Origin of the sequence: Lacihabitans soyangensis, assembly GCF_024343775.1 — a bacterium.
In the GTDB taxonomy this organism is placed as follows: domain Bacteria; phylum Bacteroidota; class Bacteroidia; order Cytophagales; family Spirosomataceae; genus Leadbetterella; species Leadbetterella soyangensis.
This window is the reverse complement of sequence record NZ_RJUF01000014.1, coordinates 1-26,010: the sequence shown is the minus strand read 5'-3', so window position 1 is coordinate 26,010 and position 26,010 is coordinate 1. Positions and strand designations below refer to the sequence as shown.

Here is a 26,010-nt window from a genome sequence, read left to right as displayed (position 1 = left end):
TATCACCAAAGAAAACAATTTATGTTAACATCTGTAAAGTTTGATCAAACCAAAGCCTTTAAAAAATTAAAAAGCCACCACAAGACCATTTCAAAAACCACTATCAAAGATTTGTTTTCGGAAGACCAAAAACGCTTCTCCAAGTTTTCTCTTAAATTTCAAGATATTCTTTTAGACTACTCCAAAAATAATATCAATGGCCGTACAATGGTCTATTTGAATGAATTGGCCGAAGAATGTAAATTGGGTGAGGCTATTGAGAAAATGTTCGCCGGTGAAGGTATCAATGCTACCGAAGGTAGAGCGGTGCTTCACACTGCTCTGAGAAATAGAAGCAATACGCCTGTTATAGTAGATGGAAAAGATGTAATGCCTGATGTGAATCGAGTATTGGCTCAGATGAAAGCCTTCTCGGAAAGCGTGAGATCGGGTGAGTGGAAAGGATACACAGGTAAAAAAATAACGGACATAGTAAATATCGGCATCGGTGGATCTGATTTGGGCCCAGTTATGGTTACGGAATCATTGAAACCTTATGCCAAAAAAGGTTTGAATGTCCATTTCGTTTCTAATGTAGACGGTACACACATAGCCGAGACTTTGAAAGGTTTAGATCCTGAAACGTCTTTGTTTATGATTGCTTCTAAGACTTTTACCACGCAAGAAACCATGGCCAACGCTCATTCGGCGAGAAATTGGTTTTTGGAAACCGCCGTGGATGCAGAATTTGTCAAAAAACATTTTGTGGCCATTTCTACCAATGCAAAAGGCGTTGCTGAGTTTGGCATTGATACCCAAAACATGTTTGAATTCTGGGATTGGGTAGGAGGTCGTTATTCACTTTGGAGTGCTATAGGCCTTTCAATCGCTTGTTACATTGGATTTGCGAATTTTGAGGCTTTGTTGGAAGGTGCTCACCAAATGGATTTGCATTTCAAAAATACGCCTCTGAAACGCAATGCTCCGGTTATTTTAGGTCTTTTGGGTATTTGGTACAATAACTTTTTCAATGCTCAGTCGCACGCTATTTTGCCTTATGATCAATACATGCACCGTTTTGCGGCATATTTTCAGCAAGGCGACATGGAATCTAATGGTAAAAGCACTGACAGAAATGGCGACGAGGTAAATTATCAAACGGGTCCAGTTATTTGGGGTGAGCCAGGAACCAACGGTCAACATGCATTTTATCAGTTGATTCACCAAGGTACTAAACTTATTCCAGCTGATTTTATAGCACCAGCGGTTAGCCAGAATCCGATTGGTGAGCATCATAAAATGTTGATGTCAAACTTTTTTGCTCAAACAGAGGCCTTGATGAATGGCAAAACCAAAGAAGAGGTGATTGCTGAATTTGTAAAAGCAGGCAAAAGTCAAGGCGATATAGATTTTCTTACTCCATTTAAAGTTTTCAAAGGAAATAGACCCACCAATTCTATACTTGTGAAGAAACTCAACCCGAAAGTATTGGGAAGTTTGGTGGCTATGTACGAGCATAAAATATTTGTACAGGGTATTATTTGGAATATTTTCTCATTTGATCAATGGGGAGTGGAGCTTGGAAAACAGCTGGCCAATAAGATCTATCCCGAATTACAGGATGATTCAGAAGTTACCTCACACGATGTTTCGACCAATAATTTGATCAATACCTACAAAAAATGGAGAAAATAGGGCCTCGGCTCTATTTTTTTTGTATTATATTTTCAATTATTACTGAAAAAACAAAATTTTTTAAAAATTTTGGTTATTTATTTGGAAGTATAAATTCAATAAATTAAATTTGAAACATCTTTTAAAAAATGGTATAATTGTATATCAAAAAGTAAAAGAGTGAATCAAACAAAAATGAACTTACGTGCCTTCTTTAACATATCGTTTAAGGTAATGAAAAGAAGTTTAATTCTTTTTATGTTCTTTACTTTCTCTGTGGCTTCGGCTCAGACCAATGCGACACGAGAAAGTAAAGTCCCTTATGAAATAAAGTTTGCTGATGTAACCTTTCAGTTGAATGATGTCACGAGGTATTTGATGTCGCAAGAAGTAGCGGCTATTTCACGAAATACAGAACTTAAAAACGAATATTTGAGTAAGCTTTCCTTGGTGATTCCATCCATTGAAAGCCTTGTTGAAAACGCCAACGTGCCGGCGGATTTTAAATACTTGAGTATTTATAATAAATTCCAAAAGAGCCTAAGTGCAAGTGTAGTTTTAGAGCAGGGTGTTTTTTGGTGTTTGGATATTGAAAAAGCAAAAGATGTCGATTTGATTATCGACGACAAAATAGACGAGCGGAAGCACTTGCTCATGGCCTCCAAAGGTGCCATGGTATGCCTGAAGCGAAATCAGGTGCTTTACGAAAACTGGGGTAAAACTCTCTTTGCTCACATAGCGAGTCGTGAGGTTTTGAAAAACCTAGAAACAAACAGAAAGTGGTCGGGTAACTATATCGTTCTTGACTCGCCTTCATACAGTTCTTTGATACAGTTTTTGGCCTTTAAGTGGGTCATGGAAGCGGAGTTTAATAGTTATAAGAATCCAGTGCAAAGTATCGTTTATGAATACAAAAACGCTGCTGGTAAGTCTCTTAACCTTATAGCCGCTGACTTAAAAATCGACCCGAAAGAGTTGTTGAAGAGTAACTTATGGTTGAAAACCAATAGAGTTCCTGAGGGCGATGCCAATATTTTGGTCTATATCCCAAGCAACAAATACAGCGAGATAAGGATGCTCGACGAGATGTCGAGAAATGTCGGGAATCAAAATATGGATTTGGGTTTTCCGGTTCTGAAACCTACTCCTGAGTTGAGCAAAGGCCTTGGCGGAATGTTTTACACCAGCAATAATCTGAAGGGTATTCAAGCCGAAATGTGCGATGATTTCGTAAATCTTGCTTATAAGGCGGATATCACGAATAAGCAGTTTCTGGAGTATAACGAAATGACCGACAAAGACTTTTTGCAGATTGGTCAGGTTTACTATATCGAAGCTAAAAATGACAAGGCAGCCATTCCACATCATATCGTCAAGAATGATGAAACACTCTGGGATATTTCGCAACAATACGGTGTGAAGTTGTCAAAGTTATTGAAATACAACAGAATGGAGACCGTTGGTAGGTTACAAAGAGGACGTGTGGTATGGATGCAGACTACCAGACCGAAAAACAAGCCGATAGAGTACATAGAGTTTCCGATTGAAAATAAGGATGAAAAACCTGAGAGATTGAAGTTTGACGATGAACTGATTTCTCAATATGTAGAGTCCAAAAAGGAAGAAGAGTTGGAGGAAAAACCAGCAATTGTTGAGCCCAAAAAAGCGGAAGCATTGGTTGAAAATAAACCTAAGGAAGTTTTTAAATCGGAGGTTTTGACCAAAAACGAAGTGGTGCCTTTTGAAGAAATAACAGTAGTGCCGAAGAGTAAAGTTCAGCCATTTGAGCCAAAACTGGTGGTGAAAGAAGTGCCAACCTCAAAGGTAGAATCGGCGAAACCGTTTTCGGAAGAATTAAAAGAGACAATCGATATCCCGAAGAATTATGAAAAGGGGTATTTGGTACATGAAGTAAAAAAGGGCGAAACCTTGTATCGGATTTCGGTAAATTATAAAGTGTCCGTAAATCAATTGTATAAGCTCAATAACCTCAATAACAATATCATAGAGGTTGGAGATAAAATAATAGTAAGAAAATATTGAGATTGCCCATTGCGGCAACCTCATCAAAGATAAGTAATAAGTAGTATAGATTCACTCGATAGCTGGATTAGCCTCGATCAATGATTGGGGCTAATTTTTTTTGGCTGACATTTTCAGAGAATTCAAGAATCAAAATAATCCAATTTTTTCGACTTCCGTCATTATGTTGATTGGGTATAAACTTATTCAAATTCACCAAACATAACTAACCACACTACCACCCTCAATTGTTTCCTTAGCCATTTTCCCTTTTGATCCAATCAAAAATTCAAGGTTTTTGTCTGAATCGTTAATAACTATCAAAACAGTTTTGCCTTCTGGTGTTTTGAATGCAACGTTTTGGAGGTTTAGAACGGTGTTGGAGGCTATTCTTTTGGAGTTGGTGGGTACAAACTTGGAGGCGTGGCCAATGATGTAATAGGCGGCGTTTCGTTCTATTTTGTTTTTGTCAATGGTGACAGCACCTAAACAAGCTGTGCAACCACCATCGGTATGCGGGTTCATTTGTGGGTCTATGGCCAAGTTCCATTCTAACACCGTTTTACACCAATTCCTGGTGGCTCCTATGATCAAGTTTTTTATATGCCATGCCATATCTCCTCCAAAGTTGGATGGGTGACCTATCCATTGCTCGGTGAAATAGAGATTTTTGTCGGGATGAGCTTCGTGAACCTCGCCGATACTCTCTACACTGCCGCCATATAAGTGAAAAGCCGAGCCATCGATATATTTCCTTGCGGCTGGATCATTCAAAATCGAGATGGGATAATCTGGCCGGTCGGCGTTGTGGTCATAAACGATGATTTTGGTCTTGATAACATTTTTTAGGAATGTTGGCCCGAGATTATTCTTAATGAAATTGGCTTGTTCATTTGGTAACATCAAAAGACTTGGGTTATTTCCGGGGTGAAGTGGCTCATTCTGAATAGTGAGGGCATCAATCACGATGCCGTGCTTTTTCATTTCTTTGATGTATTTCACCAGATAATCGGCATAAACCTGAGAATACTCTGGCAAAAGACTACCACCCATAGAATTATTATTGCTTTTCATCCAGGTAGGAGGACTCCATGGCGAGGCCAATATTTTAATTGTTGGGTTTATTTTGATGATTTCTTTCAAAACCGGTATCAAAGCCTTTTCGTCTTCTTTCAAAGAAAAATTCTTCAAACTCAAATCTTTACTTTCAGAATAACTGTAGGTATGGTCACTCAAGTCAGACGCACCCACACTCACACGAAGATAATTTACGCGGATGCTGTTCTCGCCATGCCCAAAAAGTTCGTTCAGCAACTCTTTTTTGTTGCTGAGTTGGTTTATTAAAGTGGCACTTCCGCTGGTTAGGGTATATCCAAAGCCATCCATAGACTGGAAACTCTTAGAATCATCGACAAAAATGGTGGGTAGGTTTTGGTAGTTTTTTGAGAAAGCCAAAGTCTGTTTTTGTTTTTCCAGAAGCTTACTTTTGTTCAATTTTGTTACCCATTTTTCAATATTCTGGGCATTAGAAACCCCAGAAACTAAAGTTAATAATAGGATAACTAAAGCAGTAAAAGGTTCAATTTTGATAGAAAAAGTAATTTTTGAAGACATATATTTCTAGAGGAATTAAATTTTGAAAATATAACTTTAGAGCAAATTAATAGAAATTTAGTCAGAAATCTATTTTCCATAAAATCAAAACCCAGATGAGCTTGGTCCAAATTTTTTTTATTTGTCAATAATGGCGTAATTTGCAGTATATTATATAACAGACCATAATTTAGAATGAATATCCTTGGCATTTCGGCGTTTTACCACGATTCAGCAGCTTCTATTATTCAAGATGGTAAAATAATTGCCGCAGCACAAGAGGAAAGGTTTACCAGAAAAAAACACGATCCTGGTTTCCCTACAAACGCTATCAAGTTTTGCTTGGAATATAGTGGTTTAGAGTTGAAAGACTTGGATGCCATCGTATTTTATGACAAGCCTCTGTTGAAATTCGAGAGATTATTAGAAACTTACTATGCTTTTGCACCGAAAGGTTTGCGTTCGTTCATAACTTCTATTCCGGTTTGGATCAAGGAGAAAATGTTCCTGAAAAGACTTATTCATGAGGAATTGGAACAGATCGGAACTTACGACAAAAAGAAAACGAAACTTCTTTTTCCAGAGCATCACCTTTCGCATGCGGCCAGTGCTTATTATCCTTCGCCTTATGAAGATTCAGCTATTCTGACTGTAGACGGAGTGGGAGAGTGGGCCACAGTGTCTATCTGTCACGGGCAAAAGGGTCAAATAAAGATTTTGAAAGAGATGCGTTTTCCGCACTCTCTTGGACTTTTATATTCGGCATTTACTTACTTTTTGGGCTTTCGGGTGAACTCTGGTGAGTACAAACTGATGGGTTTGGCTCCATACGGAAATCCGCTCTCACCAGATATTAAAAAGTATGTAGATATCATCAAAAAGGATTTAATCAGTGTTAAAGAGGACGGTTCGGTTTGGTTAAATCAAGATTTCTTTGATTATGCCACTGGCCTGAAAATGGTGAATGAGTCGAAATGGGAGGCATTGTTTGGTTTCAAAACTAGAAAGCCTGAGGATGAATTGGAACAACACCATTGTAATCTAGGTCTTGCTATTCAGCAGATTACCGAAGATGTGGTGGTTTTGATGGCACAAGAAGCAAAAAGACTTACGGGTTCAGAAAATATATGTTTGGCTGGTGGAGTGGCACTGAACTGTGTATCGAACGGTAAACTTCAAAAATCAGGCGTTTTCAAGAACGTATTCATTCAGCCAGCTGCAGGTGATGCAGGCGGTGCTTTGGGTGCTGCTTTGGCCGTGAACTATATCTATTTCAAGCAAGAGCGTGTGATAGATTACGAGATGGATGCCATGAAAGGTTCGTATTTAGGGCCAACCATTTCTGATTTGGAAGTGGAGTTGATGTCTAAAAAATACAAGGCCAACTATCAATATTTTGAGAATTTTGACGAATTGGCAGCCGAAACGGCCAAATTGATTTCTCAAGAAAATGTAATTGGTTGGGTACAAGGCAAAATGGAATTTGGTCCAAGAGCTTTGGGTGCTAGAAGTATTTTGGGTGACCCAAGAAGTCCCGAAATGCAGAAAAAATTGAACCTGAAAATCAAATACAGAGAGTCATTCAGGCCGTTTGCACCGTCGGTTTTGGCCGAAGATGTGAGCAAGTTTTTTGATTACGATGGTGTTTCTCCCTACATGTTGTTGGTGCATCCGGTAGCTGACGCCATAAAGAAAACATTGCCAGAAGGATACGATGACATGAACTTGAGAGATAAATTATATCATTTAAGGTCAGATTTGCCGTCAATAACACACATTGACTTCTCTGCCAGAATCCAAACGGTTCACAGCGACACCAATCCTCGTTATTATAAAATGATTGAGGAATTTAAGAAACTTACGGGCATGGGTGTTGTGGTAAATACATCGTTTAACGTGAGAGGGGAACCTATCGTAATGACACCGAATGACGCATACAGGTGCTTTATGAGAACAGAAATGGATTATTTGGTGGTAGGTAATTTCTTGTTCAGTAAGAAAGACCAGCCCGAATGGCAAGGCACAGACAATTGGAAAGAAGAATTTGTTTTAGATTAATATAAAAGATTAAGAATATGGACTTTATTAAAGATTTATGGGGTTTTATGGCGGCTAGAAAAAAGTTTTGGTTGGCTCCCCTGATTATTATTTTGCTTTTGGTGGGTATACTTATTGTGATTGGTGGAGGTTCTGCCATTGCTCCGTTTATTTATACCTTATTTTAATTCATTCTCGTAAAGAGATAAATATTTATATAGATGAAAATTGCAGATAGATACCAATCACTTTTAGTTATAGTTGTTGGTTTTCTGGTTCTTTATTTTATTTTTCAAAGAAACTACGACTGGTATTTCTTTGAGTTTAAAAGGAATTACTTCCTTTACGCTGCAGGAGCTATAGGAGTTTCCTCATTGATGTTTGATGTTGTTGCAGATGTAATACTGAAAGGTTGGATGAAACTTGCTGAGGTTTTGGGTTTTATAAATACTCGAATTCTCATGAGTTTGGTGTTTTTTATTTTCCTAACTCCTTTTGCTCTTTTACAAAGATTGCTTTCTCGGAAGAATTACCTTTCTCTTAAGGACTCAGACAAGTCGGTCTTTCACACGAGAGATCACCAGTATCAACCAGAAGATTTTGATAATATTTGGTAAGAAAAAGGCCTCGAAAGGGGCCTTTTTTATTGGAATGATTGGTAAATTTCTATGATGGCATAAACCAGCATGACGATGCAGAGAACGGTTTTTGCTACGATGCCTGCCATCAAGCCTAAAAAGCTACCCAAGGCGGCTTTGAATGCTATGTTGTGATTTTTGTTAGAGAGATATTCGCCAATGAAAGCTCCAACAAAAGCTCCGATAAACAAACCAAATGGGCCTAAGAACATACCAACTAAAAGGCCAATTCCAGAACCTATGGTTCCCCATTTACTACCTCCGAACTTCTTTGTGCCCCAAATCGGAATGTAATAGTCCAAGACGGTAATCAAGACCGTTATGACGCCAAAAGCAATAAGGCTGTTCTCTGAAAATTCAGCAAATCTTGAGTAATGAAGTAATAAAATCCCACCAAAACTCAGTGGTGGGCCAGGTAGTGGAAGTATAGCTCCCGCTAAGCCAATAACAAGACAGCCGAGTCCGGAGATTAGCAACAGATAATCCATTAGGCTTCTACGAGTGTTTTAGTTTTTATTTTTCTACTATCCAAAAATTCAGCAATTTTATCTGTAGCGAGTTCCAAAGTGTCCACCTCAGGTAAAAATACAGCTCTAAAGTGTTGGCCATCATTATAATTAAAGCCTTTGCCTGAAACCACAAATACTTTTTGCTCTGACAAAAGATCTAAAGCAAATTGCTCATCGTTTTGAATATCAAACTTCTTCATGTCTATTTTTGGGAAGACATAAAGAGAGCCTTTTGGTTTGACACAGGTGATGCCTGGAATATCCGTCAGTTTGTAATAAATTAAATCTCTTTGTTTCTTTAATCTGCCGCCCTCTGCCACAAGATCGTTTATAGACTGATACCCACCGAGTGCAGTCTGTATTGCGTATTGCGTAGGTACGTTGGCACAAAGACGCATAGAAGCCAATAATGTAAGGCCTTCTAAGAATGATTTTGCTTTATTTTTTGCACCACTCGGTATCACCCATCCGCCTCTGAATCCTGCTGCTCGGTAATTTTTAGAAAGACCTCCGAAAGTCATGAAAAATACATCTTCAGAGAGTGTTGCTGCTGGTACGTGAACGTTTCCATCATAAAGGATTTTGTCATAAATCTCATCAGAAAATACAATGAGGTTATGCTTCTCAGCCAGTGCAACGATTTTTTTCAAAACGTCTTTTTCATAAACAGCCCCCGTTGGGTTATTGGGATTTATGATTACAATGGCTTTGGTTTTTGAGGTTATTTTGGACTCCATATCTTGCACGTCGGGATTCCAATCAGAGGCCTCGTCGCACATATAATGCACGGGTTTTCCACCGGAAAGTGCCACCGCAGTAGTCCATAGCGGATAGTCGGGCGAAGGGATAAGTATTTCATCACCGTCGTTGAGCAATGCCTGCATGCACATTACAATGAGCTCACTTACACCGTTCCCAACAAAGATATCCTCCATCTTAACGTCTTTGATACCAATCTGTTGCGTATAGTGCATGATGGCCTTACGAGCAGGGAAAATTCCCAAATGATGCGAATAGCCTTGTGCATTGCGAAGATTCAGAATCATATCGTGTACAATTTCGTCAGGTACATCAAATCCAAACGGAGCCGGATTGCCGATATTGAGATTGATTATTTTCTGGCCCATAGCTTCTAGCTGCTGAGCTTTTTCGAAAACCGGACCTCTGATAGCGTAACTAAGATTGTTTAGCCTATCGCTTTTTTTATACTCGTTTGGCATAGTATTATATCTTTTTTAAGAAACTATTAACGTTTTCTTCAACACGTTTAATGATATCTTCTGTCAAATCCTTTACAAATTTCTCGCCAGTTACTTTTTCGTATAATTCAATGTAACGGTTCGAGATTTCTTCGATTTTTTCATCGGTCATTTCAGGAATCGTTTGTCCTTCTTTGCCTTGGAAATTATTAGCAATCAACCATTCCCGTACAAATTCCTTCGATAACTGCTTTTGCGGTAGGTTGTTATCCTGGTTTTCTTGGTAGTTGGCATTATAAAAAAATCTCGAAGAATCAGGCGTATGAATTTCGTCTATCAAGTAAATAGTGCCGTCTTTTTCACCGAATTCGTATTTCGTATCAACGAGAATTAGTCCATTTTGAAGAGCCATTTCGGTTCCTTTCGCAAAAAGAGCCAATGCATATTTTTCTAATGCGATGTATTTGTCTTCCTCTACCAGGCCCAAAGCTATGATATTTTCTCTAGAGATATCCTCGTCGTGACCTTCGTGAGCTTTGGTGGTGGGCGTGATGATCGGGTGAGGTAATTTATCGTTTTCTTTCAATCCCTCCGGAAGTGATACGCCGCAAAGTGTTCTTTTACCGGCTTTGTATTCTCTCCAAGCATGTCCAGCCAGATATCCCCTTACGACCATTTCAACTGGGAAAGTCTCGCATTTTAGACCAAATGTCGCATTTGGATCTGGAGTAGCTATCAACCAATTGGGTACAATTTCGCGTGTGGCTTCAAGGTTTTTGGCGGCTATTTGGTTCAAAACTTGACCTTTGAAAGGTATAGGTCTTGGCAAAACCACATCGAAGGCCGATATTCTATCGGAAGCGATCATAAGTACATGATTACCAATGGTATAAACATCTCTTACTTTGCCACGATAGAAAGCTTTTTGGTTCTTGAAAATGTAATTGGTTTCTTTAATACTATTCATTTTTAATCTAAAATTTCCCTTGTTATACTGCGTAACATGCCTTTGGCACTTAATGAATTACAAATTTCGGGTTTATTACCAATCTTTTTCTAAATTTTGCTTACTATTTTTTTTCGATATGAGAATTTTAACTTCCGAATTTTTCAGGTCTTCGAGGAGTTGTAGGGCTTTTTCTTTCGAAATTTTCTTTGATGTATATTCATCAAAGTCTTGTTCTTTCTTATCAGAAGCTAAAATTTCCTGATTTTGTTTGCTTTGCTGTTGTTCTGGGGGTGGCGAACCTTTTGGTTTGTAAAGTTTACTGATGAGCTCATAATTATACCTTGCCTGCTCTAGATCTATGTTTTTCTCAATCGCTCTTTTGAAGTATTTTAGCCCAGTACTGCTATCTCCACGTATAATGGCCAACACACCCAGTTGATTACAAGACTGAGAAGCTTGGAGTGCGTTGGGTAAATCTTGCGTGTGTTCGTAATTTATTCGGGCATTGAGGGTATCGTTTGTAACAAAATAGGCATGAGCGGCATCCAGTCGAAGCTCGGGTTCAATTAGTCTATTTACTTTTTCTATTTCTTCAAAAACTGCGATAGATTTTTTGAAATCGCCTTTTCTGAAGGCCAAGTTGAATTCCATTTTAAATGTGTTCTTTTGCTCAATATTTGTAAAAAATTGAGGGTTGATCAGGAAATAAATGATATGATAAATGAATTGGTACATTTAGAGTTTCAGCACATTTACAGTTAATAAAAAATCCAATATGATGAAAATCAGTGCAATAAGCAAAAAATACATGTATTTGTTGTAGGTAACCGTCTGTTGGTTGATGGTATCCGAACTACTTTTGACTTGATTCAGTTTCTCTATCAAATCTGCAATCTGATTTCTTTGGTTATTGACTATAAAATATTGACCGCCAGTTTGCTTGGCTATTTCATTTATTTGGTTGATATCTAAAACACTCACCACATCCTGGCCATTTTTGTCTTTTTTATAACCATTTAGGGTCGGGATTTTACTTCCCATTTGAGAACCAATACCTATGATGAACAAATTGATGTTGTTCTTTTTTATAAGTTTAAAATATTGATTATCAATGTTCTGGAAGTTTTCACCGTCGGTGATGACGATGCCCACTTTGGATTGGCTTTCTTTTTTAGCGTTTACACCAAATTTCTCAATCAATAAGTCAAAAATAGAATTGAAATCAGTTGAGCCTTTTGGAAGAAGTGTGGTTTTTAAAGACGCAATGTTGTTCTTGAGATTGGCATGGTCAAAGGTCAAGGGTGTGAAAACTTGAGCTCCGGAGTTAAAAACCATTATGCCAAATTTGTCGGTACTAAACTGGTCTACCAAATTGGTAATTTCACTTTTTATTTTGTCCAATCTCGATGGCTCCACATCGTTTGCGTTCATGGAAAGAGAGAGGTCAAAAGCCAAATAAATATCTTTGCTCGATGAACGGGCCTCTAGCTCAGTTATACCAAAATTGGGGCCCAGTAGAGCTAAACTCATGAGCCCCAAATAGATACTGCGAATAATAAATTTCAAGGAAGATGAAGCTGCCGAGGTTTTTAGTTTTTTGGAGATATAGAACACCCTACCGAAATAAATAATATAAATCAGGATAAAGCTAACCAAGAAAAAAACCTCGTTTTGCGAGAATTCTCTACTCCAATTCATCTATTTTTTGTTGAATGATATCAAATTGGCCATCAATCTGAAAGCACCTGGTACTCCAGCAGGTAGCTGCCTAAAGAACGAAAGACCAGTGAAAATATAGGTCCCTTTGCCATATTTGGTATATAACAAAGAGCCTTCTTGTTCGGTTTCACCGGTGTCTTTTATGCTGTAAACACTGGTGTATTTATCCGACCATTTTTCGGCAAAATAGAGTCCTCTTTCTTGAATCCAACCGTCGTAGTCCTTTGCGTCTATTTTGTTTGGCGTGTTCAAAATTGGGTCTGCGGCTCTCAAAACTTTCATTTCAGCATTTTCTTCGGTCACTCTTCCGCGGCCAATTGTAATCGGAAAAGGTCCGAGTTCTTTGGTTTTGACAGTTCCGTAGAACGCTTGCGTTTGGTATTGAACGATCAGATTTCCACCGTTTTTGACATATTCAAATAAGGTATTTTGTGCATTTACCAACCAATCTTCGGTATTGTATGCCCTTACACCCACTATTATAGCATCATATTTAGACAAATTACCTTTGATAGTGGTTTCATTTAGATTGGTCAAATCATACCCAATTTGCTTCAGGGATTCTGGAACTTCGTCACCTGCACCGGCTATGTAGGCTATGTTTTGTCCTTTTTTCAAAAGATTTATTCTGTTGGCCCTTGCTGTGGCTTCTGGAAAAACATTGAGTTCTGGAATATGTTCATACTTAATATTTTTCACTGATTTAGAAAAAGTACCATTCGAGGTGCTTGCCGAAGCTTTTATTTCTATTTCAGAACTCGTTGAAGGTGGCGTAACCGTAAAAAAGACTGGCTTTTCTTGATTTTTTTCAGTAAAACTTACTTCTATTTCTTTTGGTTCGTAATTCCACCCAGCGGCCAAATTGAGTTTTACTTTTGTGTTCAAGTTTGCCACATTGCTTTTTACCATTACACTAACCTTTTTAGGTTTGTTATCTGCAAAAATGTACACCTTTTGGTCAAGGTTAATCATAATTTCAGGTCTGATTTCCAGATACTTATATATTTCTCCAAGTGATGGTTCGGTATATTTGTATTTGATAGGGTGGGTATATTTGAAAGATTCTCCCAAAATATTCAGGGTAAATTCAGCCCAAAGTGCATCTGGAGCCATGGGTAGTCCTCTGAATTTTTCATCCTGCACCTTGTAAATTCCTTTTTCTGGCTTTTCGTTTAACCAATAAGGTTGGGTTATGGCTGCGTTAATAGGAATTTTCGTATCAATGGCAAAATCCAAGCTCTTGTTATAGGCCAATGTTTTGGTTAAAGTACTGTCTTTTGAAGCTGCTCCATAGATTTTAAAGTTCTCTATTTTTACATCTAAGTTGGAACGATTCACAGCTGTCGCAAAAACTTTAAGTGTTTGACCCGGAGAAATCATATTGGTGGCTGCATTGGCCTCACAGTATATTCCTGAACAAGCCAAGATCAAATTCAGACATTCTGAAAGCTTGTTGGTTTTGTAAATAGATTCAGGCGTTTTTTCAATCGCTTTGTAGACTTCAATTAGGCCTTTTACACTTTTAGAAGGATTTTGAAAGTCAAATTGGGCAAGAATGGCATCCAGTGCTTTTCCAATAGGTTCTCCACCTTGAATCCTTCTCCAGGTCAAATCTATGCCATCAAACAAATCTTCTTTGGCTGATTCTCCTTTGATGTTTACTGCAAAGTCGTAACGTTCGTTTCTGGTAGGTGCGGATCCAAAACCTTGGCTACGGTGCTTGCTTCGAGCTTCAGCTGCTATTTCAGAGTATGATTTTCCCAAAAGTGGGCTATAGTCTGCCAATGGAAGCTTGATATATGGTCCATCCGTAGGTTCGGTATTCGTAAAACCTCTGTTGAAAGTGTTCCAAACCAATCTTTTTGCTTGCCATACACCCACGGTTTTTAGCTGTTCAGGAAACTTCGTAGGATCGGCCGCCGCATCAAATGCCTCTGCTGATAGAACCGCTGATGCTGAGTGATGACCGTGTCCAGCACGTGCATCGGGTGGAAATCTGTTAATGATCACATCAGGTTGGAATTTTCGTATTTGATAAACCAAATCTTCCAGTATTTTGTCTTTTCCCCATGTCGACAAGGCCTCATCTGTTTGTTTCGAGAAACCAAAATCTACCGCTCGTGAGAAATATTGTTCTCCACCGTCTATTTTACGGGCTTCTAACAATTCATGCGTTCTGAGTAGTCCTACATATTCTCCTTGTTCTGAACCTATTAGGTTTTGCCCACCGTCACCTCTGGTCATGGCCATGTAGGCTGTTCTAACTTTTTTTTCTTTTGAAAGCCAAGCTATCAATAAAGTATTCTCGTCGTCGGGGTGTGCTGCCACATACATGGCGTTACCCACTGTGTTCAGTTTTTGAATATTTTGGTAGATTTCACTACTTGACTGTGGCTTCGGCTGTGCAAACAATATGCCCGTAGAATAAAAAAGAAGACCAAGGAGACATAATTTTTTCATAAGTTTGTAATAGTAATTATGTAAGAATGAAATATTGGTTAGGGTTGTTTTTTACAGTTTTGTTTTGGTTTAATGCTTTGTCTCAAAAGAAACTCACTGAGTTCTCTGAGGGCGAAATTTACATAAGAGTGAAACCACAGTTTGGGAAAATGATAAAATCTACTACCAAAGCATTGAATGTAGCCACAGAGGCACCTTTCATTTCAAACACCATAGCCACATCCAATATTAGTAAAATAGAAAAACCTTTTTCAAATCTCAAAAATAGGGATTTAAACAATATCATAAGACTAAAACTCAAAGATTCCGACAAGATAGATGATATAATCGACCAACTAAAGCAAGATGGTTATTATGTATATGTAGAGAAAGTGCCGATTCGTAAAATTATCTCCGCTCCCAACGATACTGATTTTGGATCCCAATGGTCACTTACAAAAATCAAAGCAGACCAAGCATGGGATGTAAATCCAGGTGGAAATCCTGTCGTGGTGGCTGTTGTAGATAATGCTATTGAGACCAATCATCCCGATTTGGCAGCTAACATGGTGGCTGGGAAAGATATGTCATCATTGGCTGATACTGACCCAAATCCACCCAATGCCAGTTTTTCACATGGAACCCACGTGGCGGGAATTGTGTCGGCAGTTACCAATAACGCCCTAGGAATAGCTTCTGCGGGCAACAATAAGGTAAAGATCATGCCAATAAAAGCTACTCCAGACAATGGTAGTTTTAATAGCATATATTACGGTTTCGAGGGTATAAGATGGGCAGTAGATAATGGTGCCAAGATAGTTAGTTTATCTTGGGGCGGTCCAGGTTTCTCTCAGGCAGAGCAGGATGTGATAGATTACGCCTACAATCGTGGTGTCATGGTGGTGGCAGCCGCTGGAAACGATAACAACGACGAACTGAGCTATCCTGCAGCTTACAATCACGTTATTTCAGTAGCTAGTCTAGATATAAACGATGCTAGGAGTTCATTTAGCTCATATGGAAACACGGTTGATATTTCAGCACCGGGTAGAGGTATATTGAGTACGATTCCTTTCGGCACTTATGCCTCTTTCAGCGGTACATCCATGGCCACTCCGCTGGTTTCTTCTTGTTTGGCTTATATTTGGTCTTGTTTTCCTAGCCTTACCATGGCTCAATTGGAGAATGTTTTAAAATCCACTGCTGATGATATTTCCTCGGTCAATCCAAGTTTTGTAGGTCAGTTGGGTTCAGGCAGGGTAAATCTTCTTAATGCTGTGGCATGTTTGAATGAAAACCTGGCCAGTGTAAGCCTCAGTGTATCTCCCAGTAGATATTTTTGTGTTGGCGACAGTGCCATTATTTCAACTCCATTAGTAGCTGGGACTAACTATGTTTGGAGAAGAAATGGTGTAATTTTACCTGATACCGATAATAGTTTTACAGCTACCCAAGATGGAAACTATACCTTAACTGTAAGCAAAGGTTTTTGTGTTAAGACCGTTGAGTCAAAACCAGTTGTTTACAATGTTACTCAGACTCAAACCCCAAGCGTAAATAATCTAGAGGATAGGTATTGTTCGGCAAAACTAGATACGCTTGTGGCCACATCTCCTGCATGTAGTTTCCCTGACTTTTATCAAAAAATTTACTCAGGACCCACCGTTGGTTTTGACGGATTTGAACAGTCTGGCTCCGATATTACTGTAAATATGACCGATGCGATTGGTTTAATTGATTCATTGGAAGTAACCATTAGTTGGCATAAAAAAGATGGTGGAGGGGCGACATCTTGTAGTACTGCTGATGGTGGAGGTGTGCCTTTTAATGAAGAGGTAGGATTTAAACTTTTGTCACCTTCTGGTCAGTTATACGATTTAATTGCCGAGGGAACTTACGCTAGAGGCACTGCCAGCAGTGGTTTGGTAACGATGGTTTTTAAAAACAATGCTCCAATTGTAGGTATCAGCCCCGTTTCTGGTAATTTCTCACCCCGAACCTCATTCTCGACTTTGGTGGGTGAATTTCCAAATGGAATATGGAAATTATTACCAGTAGATAATTCTCTTTTGGATCCTTTGTGTGTGTCAGGTTTTGGTATAAAAATTTACACCAATGCTCACTTGGCAGTACAATCTACTACTTGGTGGGACGCCAGTGTGGGCGGTAACCTTCTTTCAAATTCCGAGCAGCTAGTGAGAAGTAATTTACCACTGGGCTCAAATTACTACTACGCTCAATCTCAATGTACAGGTTTGTGTCCATCGCCGAGGCAAAAGGCAGAGATTTTTGTGAAAAGTACCCCAGAGATTTTTGGTTTTCCTTTTGAAAATGTTTCCATTACAGTTCCTCAAGCTGACGAAATCGCAAATTCTACTAATATTCAGTTTTCCAAAAACACTCAAAATCAGTTTTCTGTAACAGGAACAAATCAAAATAACCAAGCATTTTCCTATCAGATTTCCGCCATTGCTCCGCATGTTTCACCTGTAAGTGTTTGTGATTCTGTAGATTTTGTTTTGATTGCTACGGGATGCTCTGGTCCTGTTTTGTGGAGCAATGGAGAAACGAATGCCGGGATAATTATCCAAAACTTAAAAACGAATTTAAGTATAACCGCCGTTTGTCTTCAAAACTGGAACTGTCCTGTACCACCACCAACAGATTTTAACTTTGTTAGAGCCACAGAAGACAAACTGGTGAATGGGGTAATAATGGCTAATTCTAGCCAAAATATCTTCGCCAAAGATTTAACGTCGGTTCAGAAAATTCAGCCGGTCTCCAATGTTCTTTACCAAGCTTCGGAAAGTATACTTTTAAGCCCAGGTTTTGTGGCTGAAAAAGGTAATGTTTTCAAGGCTCAAATCGGTAATTGCTTCTGATGTCTACTTCTGCATGCTTTCTGTGCCTCAAATAATTGGCTTAAATTTTTATTTTTTTAGATTTAATTGTGTTTTACTTGTTTAGTGTGTCCATCTCGTCTTAAATTTGCCAAATTTTTTTATTTTAAATTCTTAATTTAAACCGTTTTTATATGAATTCAATTGTTTATTTGGTTCCATTATTCGGGGTCATTGGATTGTTGTACACAGCTTGGAAATTCAACTGGGTATCTCGCCAAGAAGCCGGAGACGAAAACATGCAGAGACTATCTGGTTATATTGCAGATGGTGCCATCGCTTTCTTAAAAGCGGAATGGAAAGTTTTAGCTATGTTTGCAGCTCCTACTGCTCTAATTTTGGCTTGGTTAGGGATGGACGAAGGCACTCCTGAAAATCCAATACATTCTTCTTGGATAATTTCAATAGCATTTTTGATAGGAGCTATTTTTTCTGCTTTCGCAGGTTATGTAGGTATGAAAGTAGCCACAAAAGCCAATGTAAGAACGGCTCACGCTGCTCGTACGTCTCTGGCTAAAGCTCTTAATGTGTCATTTACAGGTGGTGCCGTAATGGGTATGGGCGTTGCTGGTTTGGCTATTTTAGGTTTAGGAGGTTTGTTTATAGCATTTTACAACATTTTCGCTCAAGGCCAAGGATTAACTTCTGAAGGTATGAGACAAGCCATTGAAGTATTGGCTGGTTTCTCTTTGGGTGCTGAGTCAATTGCTCTTTTTGCTCGTGTAGGTGGTGGTATCTATACCAAAGCTGCTGACGTTGGTGCTGACTTAGTGGGTAAAGTAGAGGCTGGTATTCCTGAAGATGATGTGAGAAACCCAGCGACTATTGCCGACAATGTGGGCGATAACGTAGGTGACGTGGCTGGTATGGGGGCTGACTTGTTCGGTTCTTATGTCGCTACTATTTTGGCTACAATGGTTTTGGGACAAGAAATTAGCGTAACGGATAACTATGGTGGTTTTTCACCAGTATTGTTGCCAATGCTTATTGCAGGTGTAGGTTTGTTGGCCTCTATGGTTAGTACGTTTTTTGTAAGAGTTAAAAACGAAACAGACTCCGTACAGAATGCTTTAAACCTAGGAAACTGGTTATCAATTGTCATCACTTTGGTTGCTTCTTATTTCTTGGTGAAAGAAATTTTGCCAGAAACGCTTAATTTGAGAGGATTTGAATTTAGTTCAATGGACGTATTTTATGCCATTGTGGTTGGTTTGATAGTGGGTACCTTGATGTCAATCATTACTGAATATTACACAGCAATGGGCAAAAGACCTGTTGATTCGATTGTACAAAAATCAGGAACTGGTCACGCTACAAACATCATCGGTGGCTTAGCAGTAGGTATGGAATCAACAGTATTGCCTATTTTGGTATTGGCTGCGGGTATTATATTCTCTTATGCTTTTGCAGGTATTTACGGAGTTTCTATAGCCGCTGCTGGTATGATGGCCACTACGGCCATGCAGTTGGCTATCGATGCCTTTGGTCCAATAGCGGATAACGCTGGTGGTATTGCTGAAATGTCTCAGTTACCTCCTGAAGTACGTGAAAGAACAGATAATTTGGATGCAGTAGGTAACACAACAGCTGCAACAGGTAAAGGTTTTGCGATTGCTTCAGCTGCTCTAACTTCATTGGCTTTGTTTGCTGCATTTGTGGGTATCTCTGGTATTTCTGCAATAGATATCTATAAAGCTCCAGTTTTGGCAGGATTGTTTGTGGGTGGCATGATTCCATTTATTTTCAGTGCTTTGTGTATTTCTGCCGTAGGAAAAGCTGCGATGGAAATGGTAAACGAAGTTCGTCGTCAGTTCAGAGAAATTCCAGGAATAATGGAATACAAAGCTCAGCCTGAATACGAAAAATGCGTAGAGATTTCTACAAAAGCCTCTATCAAACAAATGATATTGCCAGGAGCTATTGCTATTTTGGTTCCTGTATTAGTAGGTTTCGGTTTCAAAGGAATTTTCGAAACTACAAGCTCAGCCGAGATTCTTGGAGGTTTGTTAGCTGGTGTTACAGTTTCAGGTGTTTTGATGGGAATTTTCCAATCAAATGCCGGTGGAGCTTGGGATAACGCTAAAAAATCTTTTGAGAAAGGCGTATTGATCGATGGAAAAACATTTAAGAAAGGTTCAGAACCACACAAAGCGGCCGTTACTGGTGATACAGTAGGTGATCCTTTCAAAGATACTTCTGGTCCTTCAATGAACATTTTGATCAAATTGATGTCTATCGTTTCTTTGGTTATTGCTCCTTATATTGCTGTTCAGAAAACTACTGCTGTGGTTTCTGAGCCTTCAACCGAGGTTGTTGCCGTTGAAACTCTTTCAAAAGAACTTTCAACTGGTGTTAATCTATCATTTGCACAAGGCGGTATTGAAGATCAATTGATTAACTTTATCGAAAACGCAGACTCAGTTGCTGGAAAAGAAAACTGGTTCAATTTTGTGAACTTGAATTTCGAAACGGGTAGCGACAAATTGGATTCAACTTCGCTTTCAGAAGTTAAAAACATCTCTGAAATTTTGAAAGCATTTCCAGCTGTTGCCATCAAATTGGGTGGATATACAGACAATGTTGGTGCTCCAGCTTCTAATTTGGAGTTATCCTCAAAAAGAGCAGCCGCTGTGAAAGCAGCTTTGGTAGCCATGGGTACGGATGCAGCAAGATTGGAATCTGAAGGATATGGTGACCAACATCCAGCCGCTTCAAACGATACTGAAGAAGGAAGAGCACAAAACCGTAGAATTGCGGTTTCGGTTAGAAAAAAATAATTTTCGAAGAATATAATAAAATAGCCGCTCAGTTTTGAGTGGCTATTTTTTTAACCCTTATTTTAATGCTCTAAAGAAAAAGTAAATATGAATGGTTCCTTATAACAGCCAGCACTGTTTGAACACAATCAAAATTCTCAAACTGTAATATCCATTTCAAAGCCTGATGATTAAGAGAATTTTGAGTGTGTGAGTTTGTGGACGGTCGGCCGCTGCCGTGCAGTTTTTTTTGTTTCGTTTTTTTTTGAAAAAAAATGAAAGCCCAGGCGGCAGCCGACACAAAGTAAATAAAACGTCTTGTATTGCCAATCCATAGAACCAATATTAAAACGCATTATAGATTTACTTTTCTAATGGTTTTTTGATATCAGTTTGATTGAAGTTTATTATGAATCTGGAATTCTCAATTTTGCAGTGGGTTTTTATGGTATTGGCGGCATTTATTATCGGTTTCTCTAAAGCTGGAATAAAAGGTTTAGACGTACTCAATGTACTGTTGATGGCCGTTGTTTTTGGTGGTAAAGCTTCTACTGGGGTTATTTTGCCACTTTTATGTTTTGCTGACATCCTGGCAGTGATAATTTACAAAAGACATGTAGAGTGGAAATATTTCTGGAAACTCATACCAGCTATGATTGTCGGTGTTTTATGTGGGGTTTGGTTTGGGAAAGGAATCGACGAGCAACTTTTCAAAAGAGTGATTTCCATTATAATTGTTTTGACGGTAGTGATAATGGTATATTCCGAAAGGTCAAAAAATACCAGTTTTCCATCGAAGTTGTGGTTTAGTACGGGTATGGGTCTTTTGGCGGGCTTTGTAACCATGATGGGCAATTTGGCGGGAGCCATTTCAAACATTTATTTTTTGGCTTTAAAATTGGATAAAAACACCTTTATCGGCACTGCAGCTTGGATATTTTTGGTTATAAATTTTTTCAAATTGCCTTTCCAAATTATTTTCTGGGACAACATTACTACACAAACCTTATTACTTGATCTTATCGTTTTACCGGCATTAGTCATAGGTTTCTATATTGGTCTAAAACTCGTGGGCAAAGTCAACGATGCTCATTTCAGAAAGCTCGTGATGGCCATAACATTTTTAGGAGCTTTGCTGATATTGTTTAAATAATAGTCTAAATCACAATTAAAGTACTGAGCTAAAACTGGTAGCTAAATTAATGTCGCCCATATCGGGCTTTTTCTATCTTAAATTTCAGTTTTTTACCATAATGCCAGCCCGATGGGCTTTTATTTTGAGGTATTAATTCTTTTGAAATTGTTTATTTTCAAACGACTTTTCAGCCTAAGAGAGGCGTTATATTGGTAATAATATAATTCCAATCATTATAAGCCCAGTATGGGCGACATTTTATTTTTTCAAGGAATGGCTGCATACTTATACCGTATATTTTTGAATTTACAATTTTGCAACCTGCTTGTTATCTCAAATTAGAATTTAATAGATTAGTTTAGCTGCAAAGTGAGCCATTATTAAGGCTCTATCCTCTTTTTTTTGTACTTTTAGCATCGAATACAAAAAATATGGAAGTAGGAAAATACAATACATTACAGATATTAAGGGGTACAAGCGTAGGCATGTATTTGGGCGATGAAGAAGGCAACGATGTGCTTTTGCCACACAAGTATATTCCTGAAAATGCCCAAATTGGCGAAAGTATCGAAGTCTTTATTTACAGAGACTCAGAAGATAGGCTCATCGCAACCACATTAAAGCCATTAATCTTACTCAATCAGTTCGCTATACTTGAAGTGGTGGCCGCAACACAATTTGGTGCTTTCTTAGACTGGGGCTTGGAAAAAGACCTTTTTGTGCCATTCAAAGAACAAAATCATAAGCTACAAAAAGGACAGTATGTCCCTGTTTACTTATATCTCGACGAGCAAACCGACCGTGTGGTGGCTTCTGCCAAAGTGCATAAATATTTCAAAAACCTCGATGGAGTAGATTTGGAGGAAGGCCAAGAAGTGGATTTGTTGGTTTTTGAAAAGACCGAACTGGGGCATAATGTGGTGGTAAATAATCTTTACAAAGGCTTGGTTTACGAAAACGAAACATTCCGTAGATTGGCTTGGGGCGATACCACCAAAGGTTATGTGAAATTGATAAGGGACGAAGGTAAGATAGATATTTCCTTGCAGCCTTTAGGTTTCTTAAAAACCTTAGAACCCAATCAGAAAGCTATTCTTGATAAACTTCAACAATCGGGCGGCACATTAAATTTGAGCGATAGCTCTGACCCAATCGAGATTCAAGAAGTTTTGGAAATGAGTAAAAAAGCCTTCAAAAAAGCTATCGGCGTTCTGTATAAGGACAAAAAGATAATAATCAAAAGTGATTCTATAGTTTTAAATCAAACATCCCCTGAAAAATGAAAAGGTTTGTACTCTTATTGCTTCTTTTAAACTTTTGTTTTATTGGTTTTTCTCAAAAATTAGATAAAACCGAAGCCGAATTGATAAAATTGGTGGAAACCAATTACAGCGAAACCTTCAAATTATTAGAAGAAGTCGTGAATATTAATTCGGGAACACTCAACAAGGAAGGGGTATGGCAGGTAGGAGAAATCTTTAAAAGAGAGTTTGACAAAATTGGTTTTAGGACAGAGTGGATTTCTTTACCAGATTCCATGAACAGAGCAGGACATTTTGTGGCTACCAGAAAAGGCAATAAAGGCAAAAAGTTATTCTTAATTGGCCATTTGGATACCGTTTTCGAGAAATCGATGGAGTTTTCGCCTTTTACTATTGTGAATGATTCTACGGCATCAGGTCAAGGCGTAAACGATATGAAAGGTGGCGATGTGATGATTTTAGCTTCCTTAAAAGCTTTACATCAACTCAATTTATTAGAAGACAGACACATAACCGTATATTTCACGGGTGACGAAGAAGAGTCCGGAAAACCAACTTCGGTATCAAGAGCCGATTTTATAGAAAGAGCCAAAGCTTGTGATGTAGCCTTGGGTTATGAGACAACCGCTGGCTTTGGCATAGCCACCACAGCTAGGAGAGGAGCAAGCGGCTGGACGCTTATAGTTACCGGCAAACAAGCCCATTCCTCAGGTATTTTTAGTGAAAGTGCTGGTTATGGCTCTATTTACGAAGCTTCACGCATTCTAAATGAATTCAGGGAAACTTTGAGCAAGGAAACGTATTTGACCTTCAATCCTGGGCAGATAGTAGGAGGTTCGTTTGTAAACTATGACGAAACCGAAGCCAAAGGCATATCCCTAGGCAAGACCAATATCATAGCCAAACGCACGTTAGTGACAGGAGATTTACGGTTCCTAACTGAAAATCAGAAGATTGTTGCCCGAAAAAAAATGCAGGAGATTGTAAAAAGAAACTTGAATCAAACTTCAGCTCAAATCAGATTCAAAGACGGTATACCCTCCATGCCTCCAACCGAAGGTAATAGAAATATCATGAAAGTACTAAGCCAAGTAAGTCTTGACCTTGGAATGGGTGCAGTAAAAGAAGGCGACCCCGGCTCAAGAGGTGCTGGAGATATTAGTTATGTGGCCGATTATTTGGACTGTCTGGATGGCTTAGGAGCTTCAGGTTCAGGTGCTCATACACCCACAGAAACGATGAATATCAAAGAATATCCCAAGTTGATAAAAAGAAGTACTTTGTTGATTTATAGGCTTTTGAAATAATTAAAGCTCTATGATGGTTTCACCATCGTAGAGGCTGTGCTTAGTCTTCAGACTAAGCACAGGTGTCTATCGGTCTTCAGACCGACACTATTTTCATAAAAAACAATAATTATTTATTTTAGTATAAAAAATAAGATGGAAGGCGGTTATGCGATAAGAAATCAGGAAGCAATGCATTTTCTCACATTGACGATAGTTGATTGGGTAGATGTTTTCTCAAGAAAAATTTATCGAGATATTGTAATTGATAGTTTAAAATTTTGTCAGGAAAACAAAGGAATGAATTTGATTTCTTATGTCATTATGAGCAATCATATTCATATAATCTGTCAATCAGATAAAGGGAATTTATCGGATTTAGTTAGAGATTTTAAAAAATATGTAGCTCAAATGATTCTCAATCAAATTAAAATTGGGCCTGAGTCAAGGTCTGACTGGATGTTAAAACGTTTCGCATTTGCTGCTAAGAGTAATCAGCGGAACTCAAATTTGCAATTTTGGCAAATAAACAATCATCCAGAGGAAATCTTTACTGAGCCGTTTTTATGGTCTAAAATCAATTACATTCATATGAATCCAGTTAGGGCTGGTATTGTTTCTAAAGCATCAGATTACTTGTATTCAAGTGCGAGTAATTATATGCAAAAAGAAAGTTTAATTCCTGTAACGTTGCCATCAAATCCAATTATAAATCCATTAAAGAAATCTGGATATGATATTGAAATCGACTTATGGTGATGATATTTGTGGTTTTCGGTCTGAAGACCGTTTGTCACTCGTGCTTAGTCTGAAGACTAAGCACAGCTGGGTCAATTAGGTGAAGAAATTGCCGAACTTATGGGTAAAGAAATTAATCCAACCGGAGATGTCCTAAATATAAAAATAATGGCTCTATGCTGAATAGAGTGGGTACTTGAATTTGAGTTTAGCAGCAATGAAGTAAATCATACTGATAAAATTGTTTTTATTTCTGTATCCACGAGCCCTAGCTTTAGCCAATTGGATTTTACTATTAATACCTTCTAAAATTCCGTTTGAAATATGGTATTTAGAATAGTTTGTAATTCCTTTCCAATGTTTGATTACGGTGTCTGCAAATTTCTCAAATTGAGGTATCATTGCCTCTTTTACCATATCACACCAATAGGCTAAAAACCCTTGAGCTTCTTGAGGCGATTTAATAGACCAAAAGTCGTCAAATAGTATTTTTAAACGATAAGCCGCACCTAATCTGGGTAATGCCTCTAGTGACATATCTCTCTGTGTTTTTTGAGAAGCCGTCATGTTTTTGTCATTTTTGAGAAACAAATACTTTTGCCCTTTTAGCATTAGGTGATTCTTTAGTTCTTGTTTTCTTAAGTCGTCCATACTTTTATTCAAGAGTGCTTTGACATGATACCTATCAAATACTATTTGAGCATTTGAAAATTCTGACTCCACACCACTGATAAAAGAGGGTGATAAGTCTATACAAACTTGCTTGATATTCTGTCTCTGGGTACCTTTAGTTTCCAGATAATCAGCTATTTTCGTAATGGTGTCTGCTCCCTTGCCCTCAGTTGCATGTACTACCCTTGAAGTTTTCATATCCACCGCAACGGTTATATAATCATGCCCCTTTTTAGAACTTGTCTCGTCTATTCCCAATGTTGAAATATCACTATGATCTGCACCACAATAAGCAATTCCAAGCCAATAATTAAAGATATTCCAGATGCGATTGGGGTAAACTCCAATCACTTTGCCTACCTTGTTGACTGGCATTTCTTGCTCTATTAACAACATACTAAATGCCTCAAACAGAAGTGTAAAACCACTACCTTCCCGTGCCCACGGTACTGAGACTTGTTCAACCTTATTCTCAACAGTTTTTACACGTGGTATTTTACAAT

Annotated in this window: 19 protein-coding genes; 11 read left to right on the top strand and 8 right to left on the bottom strand. The window is 38.4% G+C overall.

Going from position 1 to position 26,010, the window contains the following annotated elements:
- Positions 1-21: 21 nt before the first annotated feature.
- Together pgi and EGI31_RS07050 are read left to right on the top strand one after the other, a co-directional pair.
- A complete protein-coding gene (pgi, locus tag EGI31_RS07055; RefSeq protein WP_255036492.1) occupies positions 22-1,674 on the top strand; it encodes a glucose-6-phosphate isomerase in 1,653 nt (550 codons plus the stop codon).
- Positions 1,675-1,887: 213 nt separating this feature from the next.
- Positions 1,888-3,696, top strand: a complete 1,809-nt coding sequence (locus EGI31_RS07050; RefSeq protein ID WP_255036491.1) for a LysM peptidoglycan-binding domain-containing protein — start codon at positions 1,888-1,890, stop codon at positions 3,694-3,696.
- Between the two features lie 192 nt (positions 3,697-3,888).
- Here the strand turns inward: EGI31_RS07050 and EGI31_RS07045 are convergent, their stop codons facing one another.
- Positions 3,889-5,289 carry a glycoside hydrolase family 30 protein gene (locus tag EGI31_RS07045; RefSeq protein WP_255036490.1) on the bottom strand — a complete coding sequence of 467 codons (1,401 nt, stop codon included), beginning with the start codon at positions 5,287-5,289 and terminating at the stop codon, positions 3,889-3,891.
- Positions 5,290-5,463: 174 nt separating this feature from the next.
- Between EGI31_RS07045 and EGI31_RS07040 the strand changes: the two genes are divergently transcribed.
- From EGI31_RS07040 to EGI31_RS07030, 3 genes are read left to right on the top strand one after another with little or no spacing between them, the layout of a single operon-like run.
- Entirely contained in the window at positions 5,464-7,326 is a 1,863-nt protein-coding gene (locus EGI31_RS07040; protein ID WP_255036489.1) for a carbamoyltransferase family protein, read from the top strand.
- 17 nt (positions 7,327-7,343) lie between these two features.
- Positions 7,344-7,493 (top strand): DUF5989 family protein, encoded by a 150-nt coding sequence (locus tag EGI31_RS07035; protein ID WP_255036488.1) that lies wholly within the window; start codon positions 7,344-7,346, stop codon positions 7,491-7,493.
- Positions 7,494-7,526: 33 nt separating this feature from the next.
- A complete protein-coding gene (locus EGI31_RS07030; RefSeq protein WP_255036487.1) occupies positions 7,527-7,922 on the top strand; it encodes an SxtJ family membrane protein in 396 nt (131 codons plus the stop codon).
- A gap of 26 nt (positions 7,923-7,948) precedes the next feature.
- Here the strand turns inward: EGI31_RS07030 and EGI31_RS07025 are convergent, their stop codons facing one another.
- The 6 genes from EGI31_RS07025 to EGI31_RS07000 form a co-directional block, all read right to left on the bottom strand.
- Entirely contained in the window at positions 7,949-8,431 is a 483-nt protein-coding gene (locus tag EGI31_RS07025; RefSeq protein WP_255036486.1) for a DUF456 domain-containing protein, read from the bottom strand.
- Entirely contained in the window at positions 8,431-9,672 is a 1,242-nt protein-coding gene (locus EGI31_RS07020; RefSeq protein ID WP_255036485.1) for a pyridoxal phosphate-dependent aminotransferase, read from the bottom strand. The genes EGI31_RS07025 and EGI31_RS07020 overlap by 1 nt, the downstream gene beginning before the upstream one ends.
- Before the next feature lie 4 nt (positions 9,673-9,676).
- Positions 9,677-10,618 (bottom strand): phosphoribosylaminoimidazolesuccinocarboxamide synthase, encoded by a 942-nt coding sequence (locus EGI31_RS07015; RefSeq protein WP_255036484.1) that lies wholly within the window; start codon positions 10,616-10,618, stop codon positions 9,677-9,679.
- Between the two features lie 75 nt (positions 10,619-10,693).
- Positions 10,694-11,251, bottom strand: a complete 558-nt coding sequence (locus EGI31_RS07010; protein ID WP_255036483.1) for a tetratricopeptide repeat protein — start codon at positions 11,249-11,251, stop codon at positions 10,694-10,696.
- A gap of 84 nt (positions 11,252-11,335) precedes the next feature.
- Positions 11,336-12,298 (bottom strand): vWA domain-containing protein, encoded by a 963-nt coding sequence (locus EGI31_RS07005; protein WP_255036482.1) that lies wholly within the window; start codon positions 12,296-12,298, stop codon positions 11,336-11,338.
- Entirely contained in the window at positions 12,299-14,779 is a 2,481-nt protein-coding gene (locus tag EGI31_RS07000; protein ID WP_255036481.1) for a PIG-L family deacetylase, read from the bottom strand.
- A 26-nt stretch (positions 14,780-14,805) separates the two neighbouring features.
- Here EGI31_RS07000 and EGI31_RS06995 point away from each other — a divergent pair, with 26 nt between their 5' ends.
- The 6 genes from EGI31_RS06995 to EGI31_RS06970 all read left to right on the top strand — a co-directional run bounded on the left by EGI31_RS06995 (position 14,806) and on the right by EGI31_RS06970 (position 24,856).
- A complete protein-coding gene (locus EGI31_RS06995) occupies positions 14,806-17,640 on the top strand; it encodes a S8 family serine peptidase (protein WP_255036480.1) in 2,835 nt (944 codons plus the stop codon).
- 152 nt (positions 17,641-17,792) lie between these two features.
- Positions 17,793-20,435, top strand: a complete 2,643-nt coding sequence (locus EGI31_RS06990; RefSeq protein WP_255036479.1) for a sodium-translocating pyrophosphatase — start codon at positions 17,793-17,795, stop codon at positions 20,433-20,435.
- 388 nt (positions 20,436-20,823) lie between these two features.
- Positions 20,824-21,567, top strand: a complete 744-nt coding sequence (locus EGI31_RS06985; protein ID WP_255036478.1) for a sulfite exporter TauE/SafE family protein — start codon at positions 20,824-20,826, stop codon at positions 21,565-21,567.
- A gap of 413 nt (positions 21,568-21,980) precedes the next feature.
- Positions 21,981-22,832, top strand: coding sequence for a CvfB family protein (locus EGI31_RS06980; protein WP_255036477.1), 852 nt, complete (start codon positions 21,981-21,983; stop codon positions 22,830-22,832).
- Positions 22,829-24,118 (top strand): M20/M25/M40 family metallo-hydrolase, encoded by a 1,290-nt coding sequence (locus EGI31_RS06975; protein ID WP_255036476.1) that lies wholly within the window; start codon positions 22,829-22,831, stop codon positions 24,116-24,118. Before EGI31_RS06980 ends, EGI31_RS06975 begins: the two co-directional genes overlap by 4 nt.
- 135 nt (positions 24,119-24,253) lie before the next feature.
- A complete protein-coding gene (locus tag EGI31_RS06970; protein WP_255036475.1) occupies positions 24,254-24,856 on the top strand; it encodes an REP-associated tyrosine transposase in 603 nt (200 codons plus the stop codon).
- A 153-nt stretch (positions 24,857-25,009) separates the two neighbouring features.
- Here the strand turns inward: EGI31_RS06970 and EGI31_RS06965 are convergent.
- Positions 25,010-26,010: ISL3 family transposase (locus EGI31_RS06965; protein ID WP_255035273.1), on the bottom strand; the 1,001-nt coding region annotated here is incomplete at its 5' end.

Excerpts from the sequence above, each read along its gene's own strand:
- pgi (WP_255036492.1), top strand. The coding sequence starts at position 22 with ATGTTAACATCTGTAAAGTTTGATCAAACCAAAGCCTTTAAAAAATTA.
- EGI31_RS07050 (WP_255036491.1), top strand. The coding sequence starts at position 1,888 with ATGAAAAGAAGTTTAATTCTTTTTATGTTCTTTACTTTCTCTGTGGCT.
- EGI31_RS07045 (WP_255036490.1), bottom strand. The coding sequence starts at position 5,289 with ATGTCTTCAAAAATTACTTTTTCTATCAAAATTGAACCTTTTACTGCT.
- EGI31_RS07040 (WP_255036489.1), top strand. The coding sequence starts at position 5,464 with ATGAATATCCTTGGCATTTCGGCGTTTTACCACGATTCAGCAGCTTCT.
- EGI31_RS07035 (WP_255036488.1), top strand. The coding sequence starts at position 7,344 with ATGGACTTTATTAAAGATTTATGGGGTTTTATGGCGGCTAGAAAAAAG.
- EGI31_RS07030 (WP_255036487.1), top strand. The coding sequence starts at position 7,527 with ATGAAAATTGCAGATAGATACCAATCACTTTTAGTTATAGTTGTTGGT.
- EGI31_RS07025 (WP_255036486.1), bottom strand. The coding sequence starts at position 8,431 with ATGGATTATCTGTTGCTAATCTCCGGACTCGGCTGTCTTGTTATTGGC.
- EGI31_RS07020 (WP_255036485.1), bottom strand. The coding sequence starts at position 9,672 with ATGCCAAACGAGTATAAAAAAAGCGATAGGCTAAACAATCTTAGTTAC.
- EGI31_RS07015 (WP_255036484.1), bottom strand. The coding sequence starts at position 10,618 with ATGAATAGTATTAAAGAAACCAATTACATTTTCAAGAACCAAAAAGCT.
- EGI31_RS07010 (WP_255036483.1), bottom strand. The coding sequence starts at position 11,251 with ATGGAATTCAACTTGGCCTTCAGAAAAGGCGATTTCAAAAAATCTATC.
- EGI31_RS07005 (WP_255036482.1), bottom strand. The coding sequence starts at position 12,298 with ATGAATTGGAGTAGAGAATTCTCGCAAAACGAGGTTTTTTTCTTGGTT.
- EGI31_RS07000 (WP_255036481.1), bottom strand. The coding sequence starts at position 14,779 with ATGAAAAAATTATGTCTCCTTGGTCTTCTTTTTTATTCTACGGGCATA.
- EGI31_RS06995 (WP_255036480.1), top strand. The coding sequence starts at position 14,806 with ATGAAATATTGGTTAGGGTTGTTTTTTACAGTTTTGTTTTGGTTTAAT.
- EGI31_RS06990 (WP_255036479.1), top strand. The coding sequence starts at position 17,793 with ATGAATTCAATTGTTTATTTGGTTCCATTATTCGGGGTCATTGGATTG.
- EGI31_RS06985 (WP_255036478.1), top strand. The coding sequence starts at position 20,824 with ATGAATCTGGAATTCTCAATTTTGCAGTGGGTTTTTATGGTATTGGCG.
- EGI31_RS06980 (WP_255036477.1), top strand. The coding sequence starts at position 21,981 with ATGGAAGTAGGAAAATACAATACATTACAGATATTAAGGGGTACAAGC.
- EGI31_RS06975 (WP_255036476.1), top strand. The coding sequence starts at position 22,829 with ATGAAAAGGTTTGTACTCTTATTGCTTCTTTTAAACTTTTGTTTTATT.
- EGI31_RS06970 (WP_255036475.1), top strand. The coding sequence starts at position 24,254 with ATGGAAGGCGGTTATGCGATAAGAAATCAGGAAGCAATGCATTTTCTC.